The organism is Frederiksenia canicola (assembly GCF_011455495.1).
Taxonomy (GTDB): domain Bacteria; phylum Pseudomonadota; class Gammaproteobacteria; order Enterobacterales; family Pasteurellaceae; genus Frederiksenia; species Frederiksenia canicola.
Genome location: NZ_CP015029.1, coordinates 1,195,113 through 1,215,809 on the forward strand (window position 1 = coordinate 1,195,113; position 20,697 = coordinate 1,215,809).

Consider the following 20,697-nt stretch of genomic DNA (forward strand, 5'->3'; position numbering starts at 1 on the left):
TGGAACGGTTTTTTTTATGGGTTAGAGATTGGAGGCTTCGATCAAGCGTTTGGTATATGGATCTTGCGGATTTTCGAAGATCTGATTTACATCACCGCTTTCTACCACATCGCCTTTGCTCATTACCATGACACGATCACTTAATGCCCGCACAACGGCCAAGTCGTGGCTGATGAAGATATAGCTCAAACCATATTTCTTCTGTAAGTTGGTTAATAGCTCAATCACAGTGATTTGGGTTGAGCGGTCAAGGGCAGAAGTTGGCTCGTCGAGCATGACAAATTTCGGCTCTAAAATGATCGCACGAGCAATCGCAATCCGTTGGCGTTGTCCACCAGAGAATTCGTGCGGGTAGCGGTTGATCATAGATGGAGATAAATTCACTTCCTCCAACATTTTCATCACTTTTTGACGGCGTTCTTCTTTGCTCATATTCGGATAATGCACCGAGAGCCCTTCGCCGATAATTTCACCGACGGTTAAACGTGGCGAAAGTGAATTGAATGGGTCTTGGAATACCATTTGCATATCTTTTTTCAACGCTTTCAACTCTGCTTTGCTGAGTGTGTCGAAAGATTGTCCATTGAATTGCAATTTGCCACGGTATTCCAAAATTTGCATAATCGCACGGCCAAGGGTTGATTTGCCAGAACCTGATTCACCTACGATACCGAGAGTTTCGCCTACTTTTAAATGCAAGGAAATATCTTTTACCGCATTGAACACTTTTTTAGGTTTGCCGAATAAGCTGCGTTTTAGTACATAGTCTACGCTGATGTTATCAGCAGTAATGATATTTGCTGCATCATCTGCTGGCGGATTTTTGAGATTATCTGGAATTGGGGTAAGCAATTCAATGGTGTATGGATGTTGCGGTTTGGTAAAGACCTGTTCGGTTTCGCCTCGCTCGATGATTTCACCATATTGCATGACACAGACATAATCGCTGTATTTATGCACTAAACGTAAGTCGTGAGAAATCAGGATAATCGCCATTCCCATATCTTCTTGCAATTCGTGCATTAAATCCAAAATTTCCGCCTGAGTTGTTACGTCAAGGGCGGTGGTTGGCTCATCGGCAATCAATAAATCAGGTTTATTGATGATCGCCATTGCGATCATAATCCGTTGTAACTGACCGCCGGAAAACTCGTGAGGGTAGCATTTGAGTTTTTTCTCTGCATCAGGAATTTTTACTTTTTGCAGCATTTCAAGGGTCAGTTTATCTAATTCGGCTTGGCTGATTTGCGGATTGTGGGTGCTAACCGCTTCCGCCACTTGCTCTCCGATAGGCATAAACGGGTTGAGCGAGGTCATTGGCTCTTGGAAGATCATCGCCACACGATCGCCACGCAGCTCACGCAACTGTGCTTCATTTAGTGACAAAATCTCTTTTTCTTCAAAGACGATAGACGAGTTTTTGCCGTAGCTCGTGATATTGTTTGGTAACAACTGCATAATCGCCATTGAAGTGACCGATTTTCCTGAGCCTGATTCACCCACAATCGCTAATGTTTGCCCTTTTTCAATACTGAAAGAGACATCACGCACTGCATGAACAATTTGTTCGTCAGTTTTGAGAAAAACATCTAAATTTTTTACATCTAATAATTTCATTGGGTTCCTTCCTATTTATCTTTTGGATCGAGAGCGTCACGTAAGCCATCACCGATAAAGTTAAAACAGAACAGGGTTAAACACAGGAAAAATGCTGGGAATGCAAGCAACCAAGGGGATGTTTCCATTTGTGCTGCGCCGTCACTTAACAATGCTCCCCAACTACTCATTGGTTCCTGTGTCCCTAAACCTAAGAAACTCAAGAAAGATTCAAACAAAATCAAAGCAGGCACTTCCAAAGAAGCGTAAACCACTACAATACCTAATACGTTTGGTACGATATGTTTCCAAATGATTTGGCGACGTGGTACACCGCTCACGATTGCGGCTTCCACAAACTCTTTGTTTTTTAAACTCAAGGTTTGACCTCGCACGATACGAGCTAACCCCAGCCACGCAATCATCCCGATTGCGACGAAAATCAAGAAAATGTTTTGTCCGAAGAAGGTTACGAGCAAAATCACGAAGAACATAAATGGGAATGAACCGAGAATTTCGATTAAACGCATCATAACCATATCCACTTTGCCACCTAAGTAGCCAGAAATTGCACCGTAGATTGTGCCGATCACCACAGCAATTAATGCCCCTGCGATCCCTACCATTAATGAAATTCGTCCACCGATTGCAATACGTACCAATAAGTCACGTCCAGATGCGTCAGTACCGAAATAGTGCATTGATTCAGCATCAGGTGCCATACTCATCATATTCCAATCGGTATCTTCATAGGTAAATGGCATTAACATAGGGGCGAAGGTGATAAATAACACTACGCAGAATAAAATGATTAAACTGGCAACCGCCGCTTTGTTACGGAAGAAACGACGACGAGCATCTTGCCAGAGACTACGACCTTCAACGGCTGCTTCCGTTGCTTGAGCGACAAAATTTTCTGCCGCTTCTTGAGATTTTTTACTATTAACTAACATCACACGCTCCTTATGAATAACGAATCTTCGGATCGATTACGGCATAGAGAATATCGACTACCGCATTGAAGAAGATTGTTAATGAACCCACGAGAATGGTTAAGCTTAACACTAAGGAATAGTCACGGTTTAACGCACCATTCACGAAAAGCTGACCGATACCTGGTAAGCCAAATACGCTTTCGATAACCATTGAGCCCGTGATAATTCCCACAAATGCAGGACCTAAATAGGTAATCACAGGCAACAATGCTGGGCGTAGAGCATGTTTGAAAATAATTTTACGCATTGGTAAGCCTTTAGCTTTGGCCGTACGAATAAAGTTAGAATGTAACACTTCGATCATTGAACCACGAGTGATACGTGAAATCCCTGCCACATAACCGATTGTCAATGAAAGCACAGGCAACACCATATAATAGATCTGACCACCGTTCCAGCCACCTGCTGGCAACCATTTGAGATAGATCGCAAAGAAAAGTACGAGAAGTGGGGCGAAAACGAAACTTGGCATAATGACGCCTGTCATCGCGAATGACATCACGATATAGTCCCACCTACTATTTTGTTTCAAGGCAGCAAAAGTCCCCGCACAAATACCAATTGTCACAGCAAATAGAAATGCCACAATCCCAAGTTTGAATGAAACGGGAAACGCTGAAGCAATTAAGTCGTTTACGGTTTGGTCTTTATATTTGAAAGATGGACCAAAATCGCCTTGTGAAAGATTTTTCAAATAGATGAAATACTGCTTATAAAGCGGTTCATTTAAGTGATATTTCGCTTCAATGTTCGCCATTACTTCTGGCGGATACGCACGTTCCGAGGTAAATGGGCTACCTGGGGCAAGCCGCATTAAAAAGAAAGAAAAGGTAATTAGAATAAACAACGTTGGAATCGCTTCCATTATTCTTTTTACAATAAATTTCAACATTGGCAAATTCTCCAAATCCACACGAAAAAAAGAAAAGCAAGCGGTCAGATCGCCTCATTTTTTTGCCAATGTCCATATGCAAATTTTTGAGATGATCCGACCGCTTGTAGAGATTATTGTTTAATTAAATACAGATTTCTTAAGTAAATGTGATCTTGTGAATCTTTACCTTCGTAGCCTTTTACGTAAGGTTTTACTAAACGGGTATTTACGTAGTTATAAATTGGTACGATAGGGTAGTCTTTTGCTAACACTTCTTCTGCTTTCGCGTAAGCTGCCATACGGCCTGTCGCATCCGTTGCTTTGTAAGACTCAGCAAGTGCATCATCGTACTCTTTGCTTTGGTAGAAAGAGGTATTATTCGATGAATTAGATAAGAAGTAGTTTAAGAATGTGGTAGTATGATCGTAGTCTGCTGCCCAACCTGCTCGTGCCACGTCAGATTTACCTTGACGGCGAGTGTCTAAGAATGTTTTCCACTCTTGGTTTTCAAGTTTCACGTCCACTAAACCTTTGGTATTTTGTTTCCATAAAGATGCTACAGCAATAGCAATTTTCTTATGGTTTTCATTAGTGTTGTAAAGCACAGTGAATTTCAATGGATTCGCTTTGCTAAAGCCAGCTTCTTCTAGCAACTTGATTGCTTCTGCATTACGCTCTGCCATGGACTGAGTAGAGTAGGCTGGTTGTTTGATATCAGCACCTTCACTAACATAAGTTGGGGTAAACACATAAGTTGGAGTTTGACCTTGAGCTAATACTTTATCGGTAATGACATTACGATCTAACGCTAAGTTTAACGCTTTACGCACGTTTATGTTATCAAACGGAGCCTTTTTATTGTTGAATTCGTAGAAATAGGTCGAAAGTGTTCTTACTACAAATAACTCATTTGGAATTTCCGCTTTTAATTTAGGGAATAGCTCTGTTGGCAAGCCGTAGTTAGTAACATCGATTTCTCCTGCACGGTAGCGTTGAACATCTGTTGTCGCAAGTGGAATTGCTAAGAATGTTGCTTTATTGATAACAGTTTCTTTATCGTTCCAATAAGTAGCGCTACGCTCAAATTCAATTTTTTCATTGATAACGTGATTGGTTATTTTATATGCACCATTACCCACGAAATTCTCTTTTTTTACCCACGCATCGCCTAGTTTTTCAACTACAGATTTTGGCACAGGTAAAACAGATTGGTGAGTTGTCATACCTACTAAATATGGAACAGGGCTGCTTAAGGTAACTACGAAAGTGTGATCATCAACGGCCTTTACACCTAGTTCTGATGGTTTTTTCTTGCCTTCGATAATGTCTTGTGCATTTTCGATTTGCATATAGTTCAAGTAGCTTGAATAAGGCGCCGCCGTTGCAGGATCAGCTAAACGTTGCCACGCATATACAAAATCATGTGCAGTTACAAGTTCACCGTTTGACCATTTCGCTTCTGGGCGAAGTTTGAATGTCCAAGTTTTGTAATCAGGAGTGTTTTCCCAAGACATTGCAACAGCTGGGATTACATTGCCGTCAGAATCTTTAGATGCTAAACCTTCTAATAATTGGTAAGAGATTTGAGACTCTGGTACACCTTCTGTTTTGTGTGGGTCAAAACTTTGTGGCTCCGCACCGTTATTGATGATGATTTCTTGTTTATCCGCAAGTTTTGTACCTTCGGGCACTTTTGCTGCAAATGCAGAAACAGATAAGCCAAATGCAATGGCAGATGCCAATAGGGAACGAGTGAATGTGGTTTGCATAAAAATTCTCCTATGAGTGATAAGTTTTACTGATTTCTGCGATTATTATCGGAAAATCGGTTGTTTGTAAAGTTTTTGTTAAACGTAAAATGAAGTAATTTTCTATTCTGAGACTTAAGTCACGAAATTTTGCTCAAAATGAATAAAAAACGGACTGAATTATAAGCCAAAGCGGCATATTTTTGCATAAAAAAGCAATAAAAATGCAGAAATATGTGATTTTCTGCATTATTTACTTGTTAAAATTAATAAATTCAATGAGTTAAAGTAATGATGAAATAATAGGAAATGTAATGTAGTGTAATTTTGGGAATATGATACTTAAATTTCTATTTTGCTCAAGCCAAAATGGGCGTAGGTACGAGAGGTCGCAATTCGCCCACGGGGGGTGCGTTGTAAAAAACCTTGCTGAATTAAGTAAGGTTCGAGAACGTCTTCAATCGTATCCCGCTCTTCGCCGATAGCCGCAGCTAAATTATCTAGGCCCACAGGCCCACCATCAAAGCGTTCGATTACCGCCCACAGCAGCTTTCTATCCATAAAATCAAAGCCTTCAGGATCCACATCTAGCATTGTGAGAGCTTGTTTGGCGATCTCGGAAGAAATCACACCATCGTTACGCACATCGGCAAAATCCCGCACACGACGCAGCAAGCGGTTCGCAATTCGTGGCGTACCACGAGAACGACGAGCAATTTCATAAGCACCGTCCGCTGATAAGTTCAAATTCAAACAATCGGCACTGCGTTTAACGATCGAAGTTAAATCTTCCACCGAATAGAATTCCAAGCGTTGCACAATGCCAAAACGGTCCCGCAATGGCGAGGTTAGTGAGCCTGCACGAGTAGTTGCCCCTACCAAGGTAAACGGTGGCAAATCAAGTTTGATTGAGCGTGCGGCAGGGCCTTCGCCGATCATAATATCCAGTTGATAATCTTCCATCGCTGGATAGAGCACTTCTTCAATTGCAGGTGACAAACGGTGGATTTCATCAATAAAAAGTACATCGTAAGGCTCTAAATTAGTGAGCATTGCCGCCAAATCCCCCGCTTTTTCAAGTACAGGGCCAGATGTAGTTCGAATGTTTACGCCCATTTCGTTCGCCACGATGTTGGCAAGGGTGGTTTTACCCAAGCCAGGTGGGCCGAAAATTAACAGGTGATCTAAGGCATCGTTACGCAGTTTGGCGGCTTTGATGAAAATTTCCATCTGCTCACAGACAGACGGCTGCCCAACATAATCCGCTAACATTTTGGGGCGAATCGCTCGGTCGATCGCTTCTTCATCACGCTTTGGTGTGGCACTAATAATTCTATCGGCTTCTATCATGGGAATTTATCTTACAACGAATTTTTCAACGCTTCGCGAATAAGCTGTTCGCTGGTCGCATCGGTTTTATTGACTTTCTTAATCATTTTTTCTGCATCCGCAGGCTTATAGCCTAAAGCAATCAATGCATCACGGGCTTCGTCAGCAGGATCAGAGCGGTCGCTTGCCACAATATGATGTGAGGGGTGTTCGACAAAGAAATCGCTTTGTGCGATACCTTTGAATTTACCCTTGAGTTCGACTAATAAACGTTCCGCTGTTTTACGCCCAATACCTGGAATTTTAGTCAATCTCGCTAATTCTTCCTGTTCAACAGCGGTCGCAAATTGTGAAACAGACATTGCAGACAAAATCGCTAATGCTAATTTCGGACCGACACCATTGGTTTTGATCAATTCACGAAACAACGTGCGATCTTGCTTTTGAGCAAAGCCGAACAGCAAATGAGCATCTTCACGCACCACTAAATGCGTGAAAATTGTTGTTGGTTCATTGACTGCGGGAAGGTTGTAAAAACTGGTCATTGGCAGCAGCAGCTCATAGCCAACGCCTTGTACATCAAGCACCATTTCTGGTGGCGATTTTTCAAGAATAATGCCGTGAAGTCGTCCGATCATCGTAGAAATTAGGATAGATGAAAAGCCCGTAGCATAACGGAAAACTGGATAAAAGAACAGAACAAGCGATCACTTTTGCAAAATTTTCTCTGGAACTGACCGCTTGCAGGTAAAAAATAACCCGCAAGTTGCGGGTTATTTAAGGTTTAAATTAGTCTTTTTTCCTTGCCACGACTTGGCTTAACACCACCAGTGTGAGTGAGAAGATAATCATCAAGGTAGCAAGAGCATTCACTTCTGGCGTTACGCCCGTTTTCACTAATGAGAAGATTTTGAGTGGTAACACTTCATAACTTGCACTGGTCACGAAAGAAGAAACCACGACGTCATCAAGTGAAATGGTAAAACTTAATAACCAACCAGAAACGATTGCTGGCAACAATAATGGTAATAAGATTTTACGCAAAATAGTCAGTTCGCTTGCACCTAAATCTTTCGCTGCTTCAAGCATTTTGCTGTCGAAGTCTTTTAAGCGAGACGATACGGTAATCACCACATATGGCAAACAGAAGGTAATATGGGCGAAGAGCAGCGACCAGAAGCCAAGCGAAACGCCAACCAACATAAAGAGAGCCAATAATGATACTGCCATGACAATATCAGGCGACATCATCACCACGAATAACATACCGCCAACGGCTTGTTTACCGCGGAATTTGTAGCGATAAAGTGCAATAGACGTTAATGCTCCGATGATGGTTGAGAGCGTTGCCGCAAAAAAGGCAATACTCACGGAGTTTAATGCTGCTTGGATCAACGTATCGTTGTTGAATAAACGTTCGTACCAGTTCCAGCTGAAACCTTTCCACGATAACCCATAGCGGTCAGCATTAAACGAGTTTACCACCAAAATAATAATCGGAATGTACAGATACGCGTACACCAAAAACATAAATAAGCTGTTAAATACGCGTCTCATTATTCTAACTCCACTTTCTTATTCATCAGTTTATTTGCACGATAGTATACATAGAGCATCAACGCCATCAAAATGGTGAGTGCAATACTGATAGCCGCACCGAATGGCCAGTTACGAGTAACAAGGAATTCGCTCTTAATGATATTACCCACAAGCAACACTTTCGCACCGCCGAGTAAGTCAGCAACGTAGAACATCCCCATCGCAGGCAATAATACCAACAAACAGCCTGCCACAATCCCCGGCATCGTGAGTGGAATAATGACTTTCACAAAACGTTGGAACGCATTCGCACCTAAGTCTTTTGCGGCTTCGAGTAAACGACCATCAATTTTTTCGATAGACGAGTAAAGTGGCAAAATCATAAATGGCAGTAGGATATAAACTAAACCAATAATCACCGCAATTTCTGTATTTAAAATACGAATTGGGGTATCAATAATCCCAAGCCAAAGCAAGGTTTCGTTTAAGACTCCTTTTACTCCAAGGAAAATTTTCATCCCGTAAATACGGATAAGTGAGTTAGTCCAAAATGGCAACACCACTAAAAAGAGTAAAAACGGACGATATTTTGTAGGTAATTTTGCAATCATAAAGGCAAAAGGGTAGCCTACGACCAAGCAAATCACAGTTGCAATTCCCGCCATATAAAGCGAGTTCCACAATACTTTTGAATAAAGTGGATCAATTAAACGACTATAGCTATCTAATGAAAAAGTGAATTCAATTAGATTACTTGTGTCTTTGGTCATAAAACTGGTGAAGAGTACCAGCAGATTCGGGATCAGGACGAAGAAAATCAACCACCCGAAAATTACTGAAACAGTAATGTTTTGGAATTTATTCGTTGTTTTCATCGTTGATTACAACCTCCCAGCCTTCATGCCATGTTAATGCCACTTTCTGACCTATAGAGTGGTCAATATTCGGATCGTCTTCGTTAAAGAATTCGCTAACCAATACATTCATACCATTGTGATCAAGTTTAATGCTTGACTCTAACGTCATTCCTTTATAGTTACGATCAATAACGTGTCCGATGATCGCTTTTGAACCTTCGTTTTCATCAAGTTCTTCGATCACAATATCTTCTGGACGTAATAAGACTTTGAGTTTTTGATTCGGATGAACAGGCATATCAGTGTAGATTTCACAAATACGGCCTTCTACATTTGCTTTTACGGTTTTCTCGCTAACACGTTCAATCACGGTAGCATCAAATACGTTGATTTCACCGATGAAGCGTGCCACGAATAAGTTTTTCGGATCTTCATAGATCTCTCGTGGTGAACCATCTTGTTGGATTTTTCCTTTATTCATCACGATGATACGATCAGACATCGTCAAGGCTTCTTCTTGATCGTGGGTAACGAAAATAAAAGTAATACCAAGCTGACGTTGCAATGCTTTTAACTCATTTTGCATCTCTTTACGCAATTTATAGTCAAGAGCAGACAGTGATTCATCAAGTAACAATACTTTTGGTTTGTTCACTACGGCACGGGCAATCGCAATACGTTGTTGCTGACCACCCGATAATTGAGATGGTTTACGGCTTGCCATTTCTTCTAAACGTACCATACGGAGTGCATCCATTACGCGAGGCTTGATTTCTGCTTCAGGCACTTTTTGCATTCTCAAACCAAATGCCACATTTTCAAAAATGGTCATATGTGGGAAAAGTGCATAACTTTGGAAGACGGTATTGACAGGGCGATTTTCTGCGGGCACATCAGACACGTCTTGACCATCCAGAATGATCGAGCCTTCAGTTAATTCTTCAAAGCCTGCAATTAAACGTAAAACCGTTGTTTTACCGCAACCAGATGGACCTAAAACAGTCAAAAATTCGCCATCGTTGATGGTCAGATCTAAGCCATCAATAATGGTTTTATCACCATAACGTTTTGTGATAGAACGAAGCTCAATAATTGGTTTTTGATCTAACTTTTCCATTTATTTTTGTTTTCCCCCTAGGGTAATGTTGAGAAAATGCAAAAAATCTGAATAAAAATTCAGCTCGACCTGCGTAAAGATTACGCCATAAAAATAGCTTGCCATAATATAGTGAATGACGTTGGAATGAAAGGGAAAATTTGAAAATTAGGGAAATAGTTTGCTTTTACAAGCGGTCACTTCCTATCAATATTTTGCAAATGTAGACGGCTTATTGTGGGATGAGTTATAAGCCGTAAATCGGGCTTTGGCAGGCATTCTTTGTTGAATGCGTTCTCGATTGATGGATAAGGCCGCTTCAGTAACCTGATAGTCTAGCCATAGAGCGGGATCGTCAGGCAAATTATCAGGCCAAATATACTGCACATTAAACCCACGTTTTTTACATTCTTGATGCAGCAAGTCATAGCGTTTTTTTAAAAAGGTCAGCTTATTGAAGAAAAAGCGAACATGGCCTTCACCTAATTTGTAATCGGTTGGCTGACCTTTTAAATGGAATTTACCTTTGGCGACGGCATTCGGAATACGAGTGAGTTCTCGATGTTCTGCCAATAGATGCTGATCGCACAGTTCCTCAACGGGAACAACATTAATTCGTGTCATTTTTATTCAGGGCAAGCGGTGGGAAACCACCTAAGTTTTTCAATTTATTGACCATTGTACAGAACAATTCCGCGGTGCGTTCAGTGTCATAAAGTGCGGAGTGGGCCTGTTTACCGTCAAAAGCGATACCCGCCATTTGACACGCTTTGACCAACACCGTTTGTCCATACATAAAGCCTGCTAGCGTTGCGGTATCTAACATCGCAAAAGGATGAAATGGATCTCGCTTAGCGTTAATGCGTTTGACCGCCGCTTGTAAAAATGCCTGATCGAAAGTGGCATTGTGTGCCACGATCACCGCTCGCTGACAGCCGCTATCTTTGACGGCTTTGCGGATCATTTTGAACATGTCCACAATGGCGACATCTTCAGGAATTGCCCCGCGGTTTTGACAGTCAATATTGATGCCATTGACTTTCAACGATTCAGGGTTGATATTCGCCCCTTCAAATGGCTTGATATGGCGATGAAACTGCTGGTCTTGTTGCAAATAGCCGTTTTCGTCCATTTTGAGTGTAATTGCTGCGATTTCGAGCAACGCATCGGTTTGTGCATTCAGCCCGGCAGTTTCAACATCAATCACCACCGGCAAATAGCCACGAAAGCGGTGTTTGAGCAAATTGTAATCGGTTGTTGGGTTTTCGGTTTCTGTTGTCATTGGAATAAAAGCGGGCGTATTTGCTACGCCCATTTGCAAAAAATAAGTTGGAACTGACCGCTTGTGAGATTAGCCTAAGGCTTTTTGAGCATCTTTGTTTTCGATAAATTCGATTTTGTAACCGTCTGGATCTTCCACAAACGCAATCACCGTTTTGCCGCCTAAAACAGGTCCCGCTTCACGAGTGACTTTTCCGCCTGCGTTACGAACGGCTTCAACGGTTGCGTAAATGTCGTCCACACCGATTGCGATGTGTCCATAAGCCGTGCCGAGTTCGTAGCTTTCTACGCCCCAGTTATAAGTGAGTTCCAACACCGATGTTTCGCTCTCATCGCCATAGCCTAAAAACGCTAAGGTATATTTATATTGCTCATTTTCGCTAGTGCGTAGTAAACGCATACCTAAAATTTCGGTATAGAATTTGATTGAACGCTCTAAATTCCCAACTCGCAACATCGTATGTAAAATTCGCATGGTGAAATCCTCTAATGTTAAAAATTGGGGCGTATTGTGGCATAATCTTGCTTTAAAGTCATTTTTAACCTTGATAAAAGCCATGTCATCACATCACGATACCTCTTCAAAATTAGAAATTGCAACACATGCATCCTTGCCGTTGCTGGCGATGTTGTTTATTCAGATGTATTTAAACCACTTTTTTGCCCCGCCGAGAACGATTTTTATTTCGCCCTATATGTTGGCGTTTTTGGTGGTGACAGTTATTGGTCTGGTTGCTTTATGGAAAGGACAAATTTGCCCTGGGCAGCGGGGAAGATTGGTGGCAATTTTGCCATTTTTACTGATTTTTGCTTTGGGTAATTTGGCATATAGCGTTGCATTTACCCCGAAACATTCACCAGCCTTTATTGTAATGGCAGTATCCATTTTATTGCCCGTGTTGTTTCGGATTCTGCCTGATGATGAACAGCTCAAAAATGTTGTGATTTATTGCGGCTTGGCAATGGCGGGCATAGGCATATTGCAATATTTGTTGATTTACTGGTATGAAATTCCATCCCTGTTTAACGGCATTCGGGCGAATAATTTTGCCCAACTGCTATTAGGGACTTTGTTGGCAGGCTGGTATCTGATATTAGCCAAAAGCCGTTTGGAAGGCTTTTTGAAATTGCTGGTGTTAGTCGCATTAATTGCCTTGATTTTAAACTATAGCTGGACGGCGTTTGTGCTTTATCAACAGCTACAAATCATGCCTGATATGGTGATTTTCCCTTATTTCACTTTTTTTGCGGTGCAATTTGTGATTTTTACTTTGTTGGCGTGGTTGTTGCTCGGAAAAAGTGGCAAAAATATCAAAAATCCAACGGCTTGGACTGCTGCGATGTTCTTAGCGATGCTCTTTCCTTTCACGAATATTTTATAAATGATGATTCGCCGCACGCTGCTCATTCTCTCTGCAGTACTTGCTCTTCTGATGGCGAGTGGTGCGGCGTTGCTCACGGGCGGTCAGTTGGCTCAAACGATCAACTGGCTGCTGCCGACTGGCTGGCAAGTGGAAATCCCTGAGCCACTTTCAACGGAGTGGGAACGTGCCACGTTACCGCATTTTTCCCTTTCGTATCAACAATGTCCGCTGCTGCAAGTGGATCATTTCAAGCTGCAATGGAGTGAGCCGCAGCAGCTTTCTCTCGCCAATGCGACGCTCGACTATCATTGTTTACAATCGTTGCCAAGTAGTGATGGCCAAAGTGAAGCATCCCCCGATGCTATTCAAACCATTCTAGCATTACTGCCAGATGGTGAAGTGGTGGTTGAACAGTTGGCGTGGGCGAATTTACCAGTGGAAATGCCTCAGCATCTCAAACCGTTGTTGGAAACACCAAGCGAAATTCGGTTTGCAAAAAATGACGAGAAACTGACCGCTTTCATTCATCAACAAGCGGTCAGATTAGAGGCAAATTTTGCAAATGGACAGCTTTCAGCCAAGATTGATTATCAGCCGAGCGAACAAGAAAAATATCAACTGGTGTTGTCTGCGGACGTGGGGAGCGACATTATGCAGTTGCCGAAAACATTACAGGCGGAGTTGTCCTCATCGCAGTTAGGTACGGCAAATCTTTCTTGGCAAGCCAATCCTGCGGGTAATTTGCAAGGCAATCTGAAAATTCAATCACAACTTCAGCCTGAAAACCAGCTCAATTTCCCTTTTACCTTTGATTATCAGAGCATCATGATTGAACAAGGGCAGTTTGATTGGCGGGTGGAGCAGGAAATCGCCTTGCGGGGATTTTTTACGGGGAAAATCACACCAAATCGTTTTGTCCTCAACGAGTTTTTCCCGATTAAAACGGCTTTGCGACTGAGTTTGCTCTCGGAAAATGATCGAGGTAAAGGCAATGTGGTGCTGAATAGCCCCGATGGCGAGTGGCTAGCGGAGCGCTTTAATTTGCCGATTAATATTCACGGCAACGTCAAGCAGGGCAACTTTATTTTGTATAGTGCTGTGCCGCTGGCGGTGAATGGCACATATTCTGATCCGACTTTGCGTTTTTTGCCCTCTGCGTTGCTGCGAATGACAGGTAAAGAACGGTTTCTGACCATTGACGATTTACGTTTCCCTTTGGCAGGCATTCGGGTGGATAAAAATGGCATTAACGGGCGATTGCAAGCGATTTTCCGTGGTGAAAGCCCTGATTTCAAAAAGATTGAATTACATTTAGATGGCTATGCGAAGGATTTCAAAGCGGGAACTGGCTTTATAAATGCTGAGCCAACATCGAGTGTATCAGATCGTTGGCAGTGGCGTTTTTGGGGCGGCTCAACGGTGAACGCATTGAATAGCCGAGCCAAAATTGCAGGGCGAGGCGATTGGCAAGGGATAGATATTCAACTGAGCGAATTTAGTGGGCAATTAGATAAAGTTCGGCAAAATGGGGTGAAAATCCCTGAAGTTGAGTTGAACTTGCTCGAACCAATCCGCTATCGTTATCCATATAATCAGCTTACTGGCGGCTTGGAACTCACTACCAACAAAGTGGAATTTACCTATGGCGGAGCGCTGGAGCAGCCGGCTGCAGCACTCAATTTCAGTGGGGAATTGGAAAATCTGAATTTAAAAGGCGAAGTCAGTGCAGGTAAGCTCGGACCTATTCGCCTGTTTGCTCGCCGAACACTCACTCAAGAGGCAAGCCATCTCGCAGGTAAACTTTATTGGCTAGAACAGCCTGCCAATGTGTTTCAGTCGCTTTTTCCGTTTCGTTCGAACTGGCTGATTACCCATGGCACTATTCGGGGAGAAACTGCCTTTAGCATTAACGCAAAAACAGGGATAGTGGCTGGTGGACATTTTGCTATTCGGAATGGGGCGATTTCTCTGCCAAATGGCGAGCTAAAAGGCATTGAGTTTTCCTTGCCTTATCAATATAAAAATAACGAGTTTGATATTGGGGTGAAAAAGGCGTTAGATGTGCGAATTGCCGAGATCAATGTTGGAATTCCTATTCGAAATGCACAAATGAAGGTGCAAGGGCATTACCCTTATAGCAGAAAACGTCCGCTCTTTTTACGCCAACTTTCTTTTGATTTGCTTGGCGGAAATTTAAGCGTTGAGAGCCTTGCTTTGCCACAACGTCGTGAGGCCTATCTCAATTTGCGGGATATTCAATTTGAACAAATTCTCAATTTAGCTCAATATCATCAAATCGATTTAAAAGGTGAATTTAATGCCACATTGCCGTTTTGGCTGAATGGAAAACCTTGTTATATTTGTCGCGGTACTTTCGCACAAGCGGACAGTTCTCGCCTAAACTTTACATCGCAGCTTCTGGATGCGATGAAAAAAAGTGGTTACACCGAGCAAATTCTGACTTATCTTGTCAATGATAGTACGATTGATGATCTTTTTGGGGAAATCCAGCTCGATGAAAAAGGAAATATGCTCTTACAGTCTTCATTAAGAATGCACTTAAATGAACACCAAAAAGCGAAAATTAACCTAAATTACAACCATAAAGAGAATATTTTTGAATTGTGGAAGCTGATTAACTCTGGATCACAATTTGAACAAAATATTGAACATTCTATTTATCAACAATTGGATAACCGATGAAAGCAAAGCTACTTTTATTTGCAATATTTGCGGCGAATCTGACCGCTTGTACCCCGAAAATTCAGCTCGAAACCCCTAAAGAAGGGATTACGATCAATATGAATGTTGTGGTGGACCATAAAATTGAAGTAAGTATGGATGAAAAGTCAAGAACGATGATTAAGACAGTCGATATGGATAAAGAAAAGTAAGATTATTTTGAATATTTGTTTGCCTATATGTGAGACGTTATTTTTCTTTGATAGGGAGGTTCTTTACTATCACAAGATTTTTTACTCTTAGTTTACAATCTTGATCGCTTTTTATTGAGTTGATATGAATGATTGAAGTGTATGTAGATCCAGTTTCCCCCCACCTTAGACAAATGTATAGCTGAGTGTAATATTTTATGTGCTCTTCAGTGGTTATTTTTAGGGATTGTGACCTGACAAATTTTTGAAAATAATCACATTACATTATTTACAAAATCATAACATTTAGCGATAATAAGAATACTTATCATTTATTAAAGTGAGGTTATCTTATGTGCTCATCGCTTAAAAAAACAAAATTAGCTCTCCTTTTCCCTTTATTGCTTACTGCCTGTGCAGGAAAGGGAAGTTTTGATTCCGCCGTTGTGAAAAATGATGATCCTTCGGCTTTATCTCAAGGTAATGCATCAACGGAGCCGAATGCAAAACCTAAAGAAAATACGCCTCCAGACAGTAATACTTCTGAAAATATGTCTCCAGAAGAAGCTAAAAGAGTAAAAGGGCTTGGTTTTGGGGTGGCTATTCCTAGACGAAATATTGCTCAACATGATAAGGAAGGGAATCCTTTGCCACCATATTATAAAGGCGAAACAATAGGCACTGCCGAACCCTATGTCGAAATTTCAAATCCACAAAGTACGAATGATGAACCTTTTAGACTACGGGAAAGTGATGGATTTGAGAACATCTTGTTAGATGTTCCTTATTCAAGACCACCAGAAAGTGAAGGCGATGTTAGTAAGCCACATGTATTGTATGAAGGCAAAAAAGGACGAATTTATTATCGAGCGGAAAATACAGCCAAAGCTCTCCCTGTTAATCAAGTGGTTAGCTATAAAGGGATTTGGCGTTTTGTGACAGATGCTCGACCTTTTACCAAGGATGGTCAGGTAAGGGATGGTTATAAAGATTTTGAGGGAAGAGATGGATATGTAGGGAGTTCTGATGGCGGATCATCATACGATGAATATATCGCACCTAATAGTGGTGGAGGTCACTTTAGTGAATTTACCGCCGATTTTAATACGAAGAAATTAACTGGGAAGCTTATCAAGGCTAACACTAAGGATATTGCTACATCGGGTATAGATCGTTATGCGATTGATGCGGATATTAAAGATAACCGTTTCTATGGCAAAGCAACCGCATTGGATAAAAGTAACAAAGGTGTTAAATATTTTTATGCTAACTCCGATAAAGTGGAAGGGGGGTTCTACGGTATGAATGCCAATGAACTCGCAGGTAGCTTCTTAACCAATGATAATTCTGTCTTTGCGGTCTTTGGTGCTAAGAGTGAGAAAATGACAAACGAGATTATGGTCGATGCTTTCAAGGTTAATATTGAAGAAAATGAAGATATCGTGAAATCAAATCTTAACACCTATTTCGATATATCTAAATTGGTCATTGATGGTCAAGAAGTACCGCTTGCAAATGGTGAAACAACCTTATCATCAGGCGATAAAATATCGGTTTCTGCTTGTTGTGGCGATTTGAAGTCAGTGAAGTTTGGTACTTTCATACATAAAAGTGAACGTCATGTGCCTATTGAAGAGGAGGAAGAAGACAACTTTGATGATGAAGAGGCTCTAGCGGATTCTAATGAAGAATTGGCTGATAATGAGGGGCCAGATGAAGGGACAGAAAATGAGAACGATGAAAATATCTCAAATCTAAAACCAGAAGAGGATCTTGTTTACACGAAATTTGGTAAGCATCTCTTTATTCAAGGGCATCGAACGCCAACTTCCGCTCTTCCGACAGATCAAACCTTTACTTATGAAGGAAATTGGCAAGGTCACGCAGCTGGTAAGAAAATTGCTCCGGTTAATTTCTCACCTTATGACAGTAAAGCAAAATTTGTAGCGGATTTTGCAGCGAAAAAAGTGACCGGAGAATTAATTCATAATGCTGTTCCTGTTGTTCTGATTGAGAGCGATATTGATAAAAATGGCTTTAAGGGCTATGCAAAAACAGGAGAGTTTGGGATTACGCTTGATAAAGGTAACACTTTAGGTGTGAGTAAGATGGAATTTTCTAAAGCTATCGTTGAAGGGGCTTTCTACGGTAAAAATGCGGAAGAAATTGGTGGTAGTGTTTACGCTCAAGAACCTAAATTTGGTGCAGTATTTGGCGGTAAAAAAGTTGAGAATAAAGAGAAGTAAGAGGTAACTCACAATGAAAAAAACAAATACATCAAAGACATTTATTTATTCAAGCCTTTATCTCTCACTTTTTGTGTTACCTATGGCACCAAGTTTTAGCTATGCTGAAGAAACTGTAGAATTGAAAGATGTTTATGTTGTTGGGAAGAAAAAAGCCACCCGCAAAGAGAACGATATTACAGGACTAGGTAAGATCGTTAAAACGAAAGATACGATCAATAAAGAGCAGATTTTAAGTATTCGAGATTTAGTGCGTTATGACCCTGGTGTCTCTGTTGTTGAGCAGGGACGAGGGGGATCGGCCGGCTACTCAATGCGTGGTGTGGATAAAAACCGCATCGCTTTAGTTGTTGATGGTATTCCACAAGCACAGTCCTATGTAATGCAAGGGGAGAACACGCGATCAAGACAAGGGGGCGGTTCTATCAATGAAATTGAAAATGAGAATATTACGTCCGTTGAGATTAGTAAAGGGGCAAGCTCATCTGAATATGGGAGTGGTTCTCTTGGCGGAGCCATTGGATTTAGAACGAAAGAACCAAGCGATATTCTCGGAGAAGATGAACATTTCGGTGGAACAGCAAAAACGGCATATAGCAGTAAAAATGAGCAATATACTCATTCCTTTGGTTTAGCGGGCAGAGCAAATCGTGTTGAAGGGCTTATCCAATATACTCACAAAATAGGTAAATCGACCAAAATTCATGATGATGCGATCAATACTGTCAATTATGATATTACTCGTTTAGGTGGCTATCGTTATGATTATGACTTAAGAGAACCTAATACAAAGCCTTCTACTTATTTTGTGATTGAGGGGGAATGTGGTTCGGGAGCGAGCTGTGAGCCTCGATCTATCAGCCAACTGACTAATGGGGCAGTGCCGACTGAGGAGAATCTCCGTAATCAAGCGAATAAGCATGTGCCATTTTCAGAGGAGGAGAAGCAGTTTATTCCTAAAACACAACACGTTAAAGAGCATTTAAACCCTAAGGATTATACGGGAAATGCACGAGTCATTCCTGATCCAATGAAGTATAAAACAGGCTCGATCCTTTCAAAAATCGGAGTTTATGTAACCAAAAATCACTATATTGGCGGTGTATTTGAAGAAACGAAGCAACGTTATGATATTCAAGATATGTCGGTAAGTAGCTATTATTCCCCCTATGAAGCAGAGCGTTTTAATACGATAAAAAGTAGTGGTGTCTATTCTAAATCTGGCTCAATTCTCGATGGTATATATATCGTTTTAGGGCAAACGCTTTATGAAGATGAAAATAAAGGAAAGGTTCACGGGATTAAAGGGATTGGTTTACGGTGGTCTCGTACTCAGTTCTTTGATGAACGTCATACAAAAACAAGAAAAGGTTTGGTGTATCGCTTTACCGGTGAAAAAGACAGTTTCTTAAGTAATGCTACATTGAGCTACGATAACCAAAAAATTATCTTAGATTCGCATATTCATAATCTCTATTGCTCAGAATATCCAACGATTGATAAAAATTGTCGCCCATCGGTAGATAAACCATGGTCGTATTACTTATCTGAGAGAAATATTTATAGGGAATATCATGATCTGATAAAACTTTCTTTAGATAAGACATTTAAAGTGTTTTCTACAAAACATAATGCACAACTAAGTGGCGGAGTAGATTTCTTACAGTCACGTCTCGATCGTAAAGACTACTTCGAACAATATGCTATTGAAAATTATGTTATTAAAGAAGGTAGTACGGGGAATGGTTATTTCAATAATCCCTATATTTATCAGTTAGCACCAGGTGGTCGCCGAGTGATGACTGAAACGAAGTGTAATAACCTATCTGCTTTCCGTGATTGTAATACCCGCATCATCAAAGGAAATAATAAGTTTATCGCATTAAGAGAGCATATTAATGTGAATAAATATCTTGATATTGGGCTAGGTGGACGAATTGATTCCCATAGATTTGTTTCAGATGATCCATGGACAGCAAGTAAAAATTACACCACTCGTTCTTGGAACCTTGGTGTTGTCGTGAAACCAACGCGCAATATTGCACTTTCTTATCGTGTTTCAAATGGCTTTAGAGTACCAAGTTTCCAAGAGATGTTTGGTCATCGTGTACCAGGCTTTGAAAGGGGGGAAGATGACGAGGCTTATAAAGTAAGTAATCTCCGCCCTGAAAAATCATTAAATAGAGAAGTTGGTATTGGCTTTAAAGGTGATTTTGGTAGCTTGGAAGCAAGTTATTTTATTAATCAATACAATGACTTAATTACACTTGCAGCAGAAAGAGTCTATAACGAAAAAGTAAAGCGTGAGAATATCTATATTCAGTACAATAATGCTCAAAATATTGAATTAAAAGGTATCAATGTTGTTGGTAAAATTGACTGGAATGGTATTTACGACAAACTTCCAGAAGGCTTATATACCAATTTAGCTTATAACAAAGCAAAACCAACAAAAATCATGAATGATCCACGCTTTTTCTGGTTAAGATCTTATGCTTTCGATACCCTACAACCATCTCGTTATATTGCGAGCTTAGGGTATGATCAACCTGATGATAAATGGGGGATTAATTTAACGATGACTTATTCGAAAGCGAAAAAACTAAGTGAAGTTCAATCAGAATCTATTAGTGCGGATGGTTCCGCTAAGCGCGAGAATATAACGGATAGAACCACAAAATCTTGGTATATCTACGATCTTGTTGGGCATATCAAACCGCATAAAAATATTACCGTTCGTGCAGGTATCTACAATTTGATGAACTATCGTTACATCACTTGGGAGTCTGTAAGACAATCTGCTGTAGGATCGATTAATCGCCACCATGATGTAAGTAACTACGCACGTTATGCAGCACCAGGACGAAACTTTGTACTTTCCCTTGAAGCTAAGTTTTAG

At 41.0% G+C, this 20,697-nt stretch carries 17 protein-coding genes; 5 read left to right on the plus strand and 12 right to left on the minus strand.

Annotated features, from left to right (window positions below; all coding sequences use genetic code 11):
• Nucleotides 1–21: 21 nt before the first annotated feature.
• From A4G17_RS05895 to gloA, 12 genes are all read right to left on the minus strand, one after another.
• The gene (locus tag A4G17_RS05895) at nt 22–1,617 is read right to left on the minus strand and encodes an ABC transporter ATP-binding protein (protein WP_123956506.1); all 1,596 of its coding nucleotides are present in this window, start codon (nt 1,615–1,617) and stop codon (nt 22–24) included.
• 11 nt (nt 1,618–1,628) lie between these two features.
• Nucleotides 1,629–2,549, minus strand: a complete 921-nt coding sequence (oppC, locus tag A4G17_RS05900; RefSeq protein ID WP_123956504.1) for an oligopeptide ABC transporter permease OppC — start codon at nt 2,547–2,549, stop codon at nt 1,629–1,631.
• Nucleotides 2,550–2,559: 10 nt separating this feature from the next.
• Nucleotides 2,560–3,483, minus strand: coding sequence for an oligopeptide ABC transporter permease OppB (oppB, locus tag A4G17_RS05905; RefSeq protein WP_123956501.1), 924 nt, complete (start codon nt 3,481–3,483; stop codon nt 2,560–2,562).
• A gap of 113 nt (nt 3,484–3,596) precedes the next feature.
• Nucleotides 3,597–5,234: an ABC transporter substrate-binding protein gene (locus A4G17_RS05910; RefSeq protein WP_123956499.1), complete on the minus strand. Its 1,638-nt coding sequence runs from the start codon at nt 5,232–5,234 to the stop codon at nt 3,597–3,599.
• A 321-nt stretch (nt 5,235–5,555) separates the two neighbouring features.
• Nucleotides 5,556–6,563: a Holliday junction branch migration DNA helicase RuvB gene (ruvB, locus tag A4G17_RS05915; protein ID WP_123956497.1), complete on the minus strand. Its 1,008-nt coding sequence runs from the start codon at nt 6,561–6,563 to the stop codon at nt 5,556–5,558.
• An 11-nt stretch (nt 6,564–6,574) separates the two neighbouring features.
• On the minus strand, nt 6,575–7,180 hold the full coding sequence (gene ruvA, locus A4G17_RS05920; protein ID WP_123956495.1) for a Holliday junction branch migration protein RuvA: 606 nt from the start codon (nt 7,178–7,180) through the stop codon (nt 6,575–6,577).
• A gap of 151 nt (nt 7,181–7,331) precedes the next feature.
• Nucleotides 7,332–8,099, minus strand: coding sequence for a spermidine/putrescine ABC transporter permease PotC (potC, locus tag A4G17_RS05925; protein ID WP_123956493.1), 768 nt, complete (start codon nt 8,097–8,099; stop codon nt 7,332–7,334).
• Nucleotides 8,099–8,956, minus strand: a complete 858-nt coding sequence (potB, locus tag A4G17_RS05930; RefSeq protein ID WP_123956492.1) for a spermidine/putrescine ABC transporter permease PotB — start codon at nt 8,954–8,956, stop codon at nt 8,099–8,101. The genes potC and potB overlap by 1 nt, the downstream gene beginning before the upstream one ends.
• Complete coding sequence (gene potA / locus A4G17_RS05935; RefSeq protein WP_123956490.1) at nt 8,940–10,055, minus strand: spermidine/putrescine ABC transporter ATP-binding protein PotA; 1,116 nt, start codon at nt 10,053–10,055, stop codon at nt 8,940–8,942. Before potA ends, potB begins: the two co-directional genes overlap by 17 nt.
• A 186-nt stretch (nt 10,056–10,241) precedes the next feature.
• Nucleotides 10,242–10,658, minus strand: coding sequence for a pyrimidine dimer DNA glycosylase/endonuclease V (locus A4G17_RS05940; protein ID WP_123956488.1), 417 nt, complete (start codon nt 10,656–10,658; stop codon nt 10,242–10,244).
• Nucleotides 10,645–11,316 carry a ribonuclease T gene (gene rnt, locus A4G17_RS05945; RefSeq protein WP_123956733.1) on the minus strand — a complete coding sequence of 224 codons (672 nt, stop codon included), beginning with the start codon at nt 11,314–11,316 and terminating at the stop codon, nt 10,645–10,647. Before rnt ends, A4G17_RS05940 begins: the two co-directional genes overlap by 14 nt.
• A 69-nt stretch (nt 11,317–11,385) precedes the next feature.
• The gene (gene gloA / locus A4G17_RS05950; protein WP_123956486.1) at nt 11,386–11,790 is read right to left on the minus strand and encodes a lactoylglutathione lyase; all 405 of its coding nucleotides are present in this window, start codon (nt 11,788–11,790) and stop codon (nt 11,386–11,388) included.
• An 82-nt stretch (nt 11,791–11,872) separates the two neighbouring features.
• Here gloA and A4G17_RS05955 point away from each other — a divergent pair, with 82 nt between their 5' ends.
• The 5 genes from A4G17_RS05955 to A4G17_RS05975 all read left to right on the plus strand — a co-directional run bounded on the left by A4G17_RS05955 (nt 11,873) and on the right by A4G17_RS05975 (nt 20,697).
• Nucleotides 11,873–12,697, plus strand: coding sequence for a hypothetical protein (locus A4G17_RS05955; RefSeq protein ID WP_123956732.1), 825 nt, complete (start codon nt 11,873–11,875; stop codon nt 12,695–12,697).
• Complete coding sequence (locus A4G17_RS05960; RefSeq protein WP_236940992.1) at nt 12,698–15,382, plus strand: YdbH family protein; 2,685 nt, start codon at nt 12,698–12,700, stop codon at nt 15,380–15,382.
• Nucleotides 15,379–15,573, plus strand: coding sequence for a YnbE family lipoprotein (locus tag A4G17_RS05965; RefSeq protein ID WP_123956484.1), 195 nt, complete (start codon nt 15,379–15,381; stop codon nt 15,571–15,573). The genes A4G17_RS05960 and A4G17_RS05965 overlap by 4 nt, the downstream gene beginning before the upstream one ends.
• A gap of 332 nt (nt 15,574–15,905) precedes the next feature.
• On the plus strand, nt 15,906–17,798 hold the full coding sequence (locus tag A4G17_RS05970; protein WP_123956482.1) for a transferrin-binding protein-like solute binding protein: 1,893 nt from the start codon (nt 15,906–15,908) through the stop codon (nt 17,796–17,798).
• Nucleotides 17,799–17,811: 13 nt separating this feature from the next.
• A complete protein-coding gene (locus A4G17_RS05975) occupies nt 17,812–20,697 on the plus strand; it encodes a lactoferrin/transferrin family TonB-dependent receptor (RefSeq protein ID WP_123956480.1) in 2,886 nt (961 codons plus the stop codon).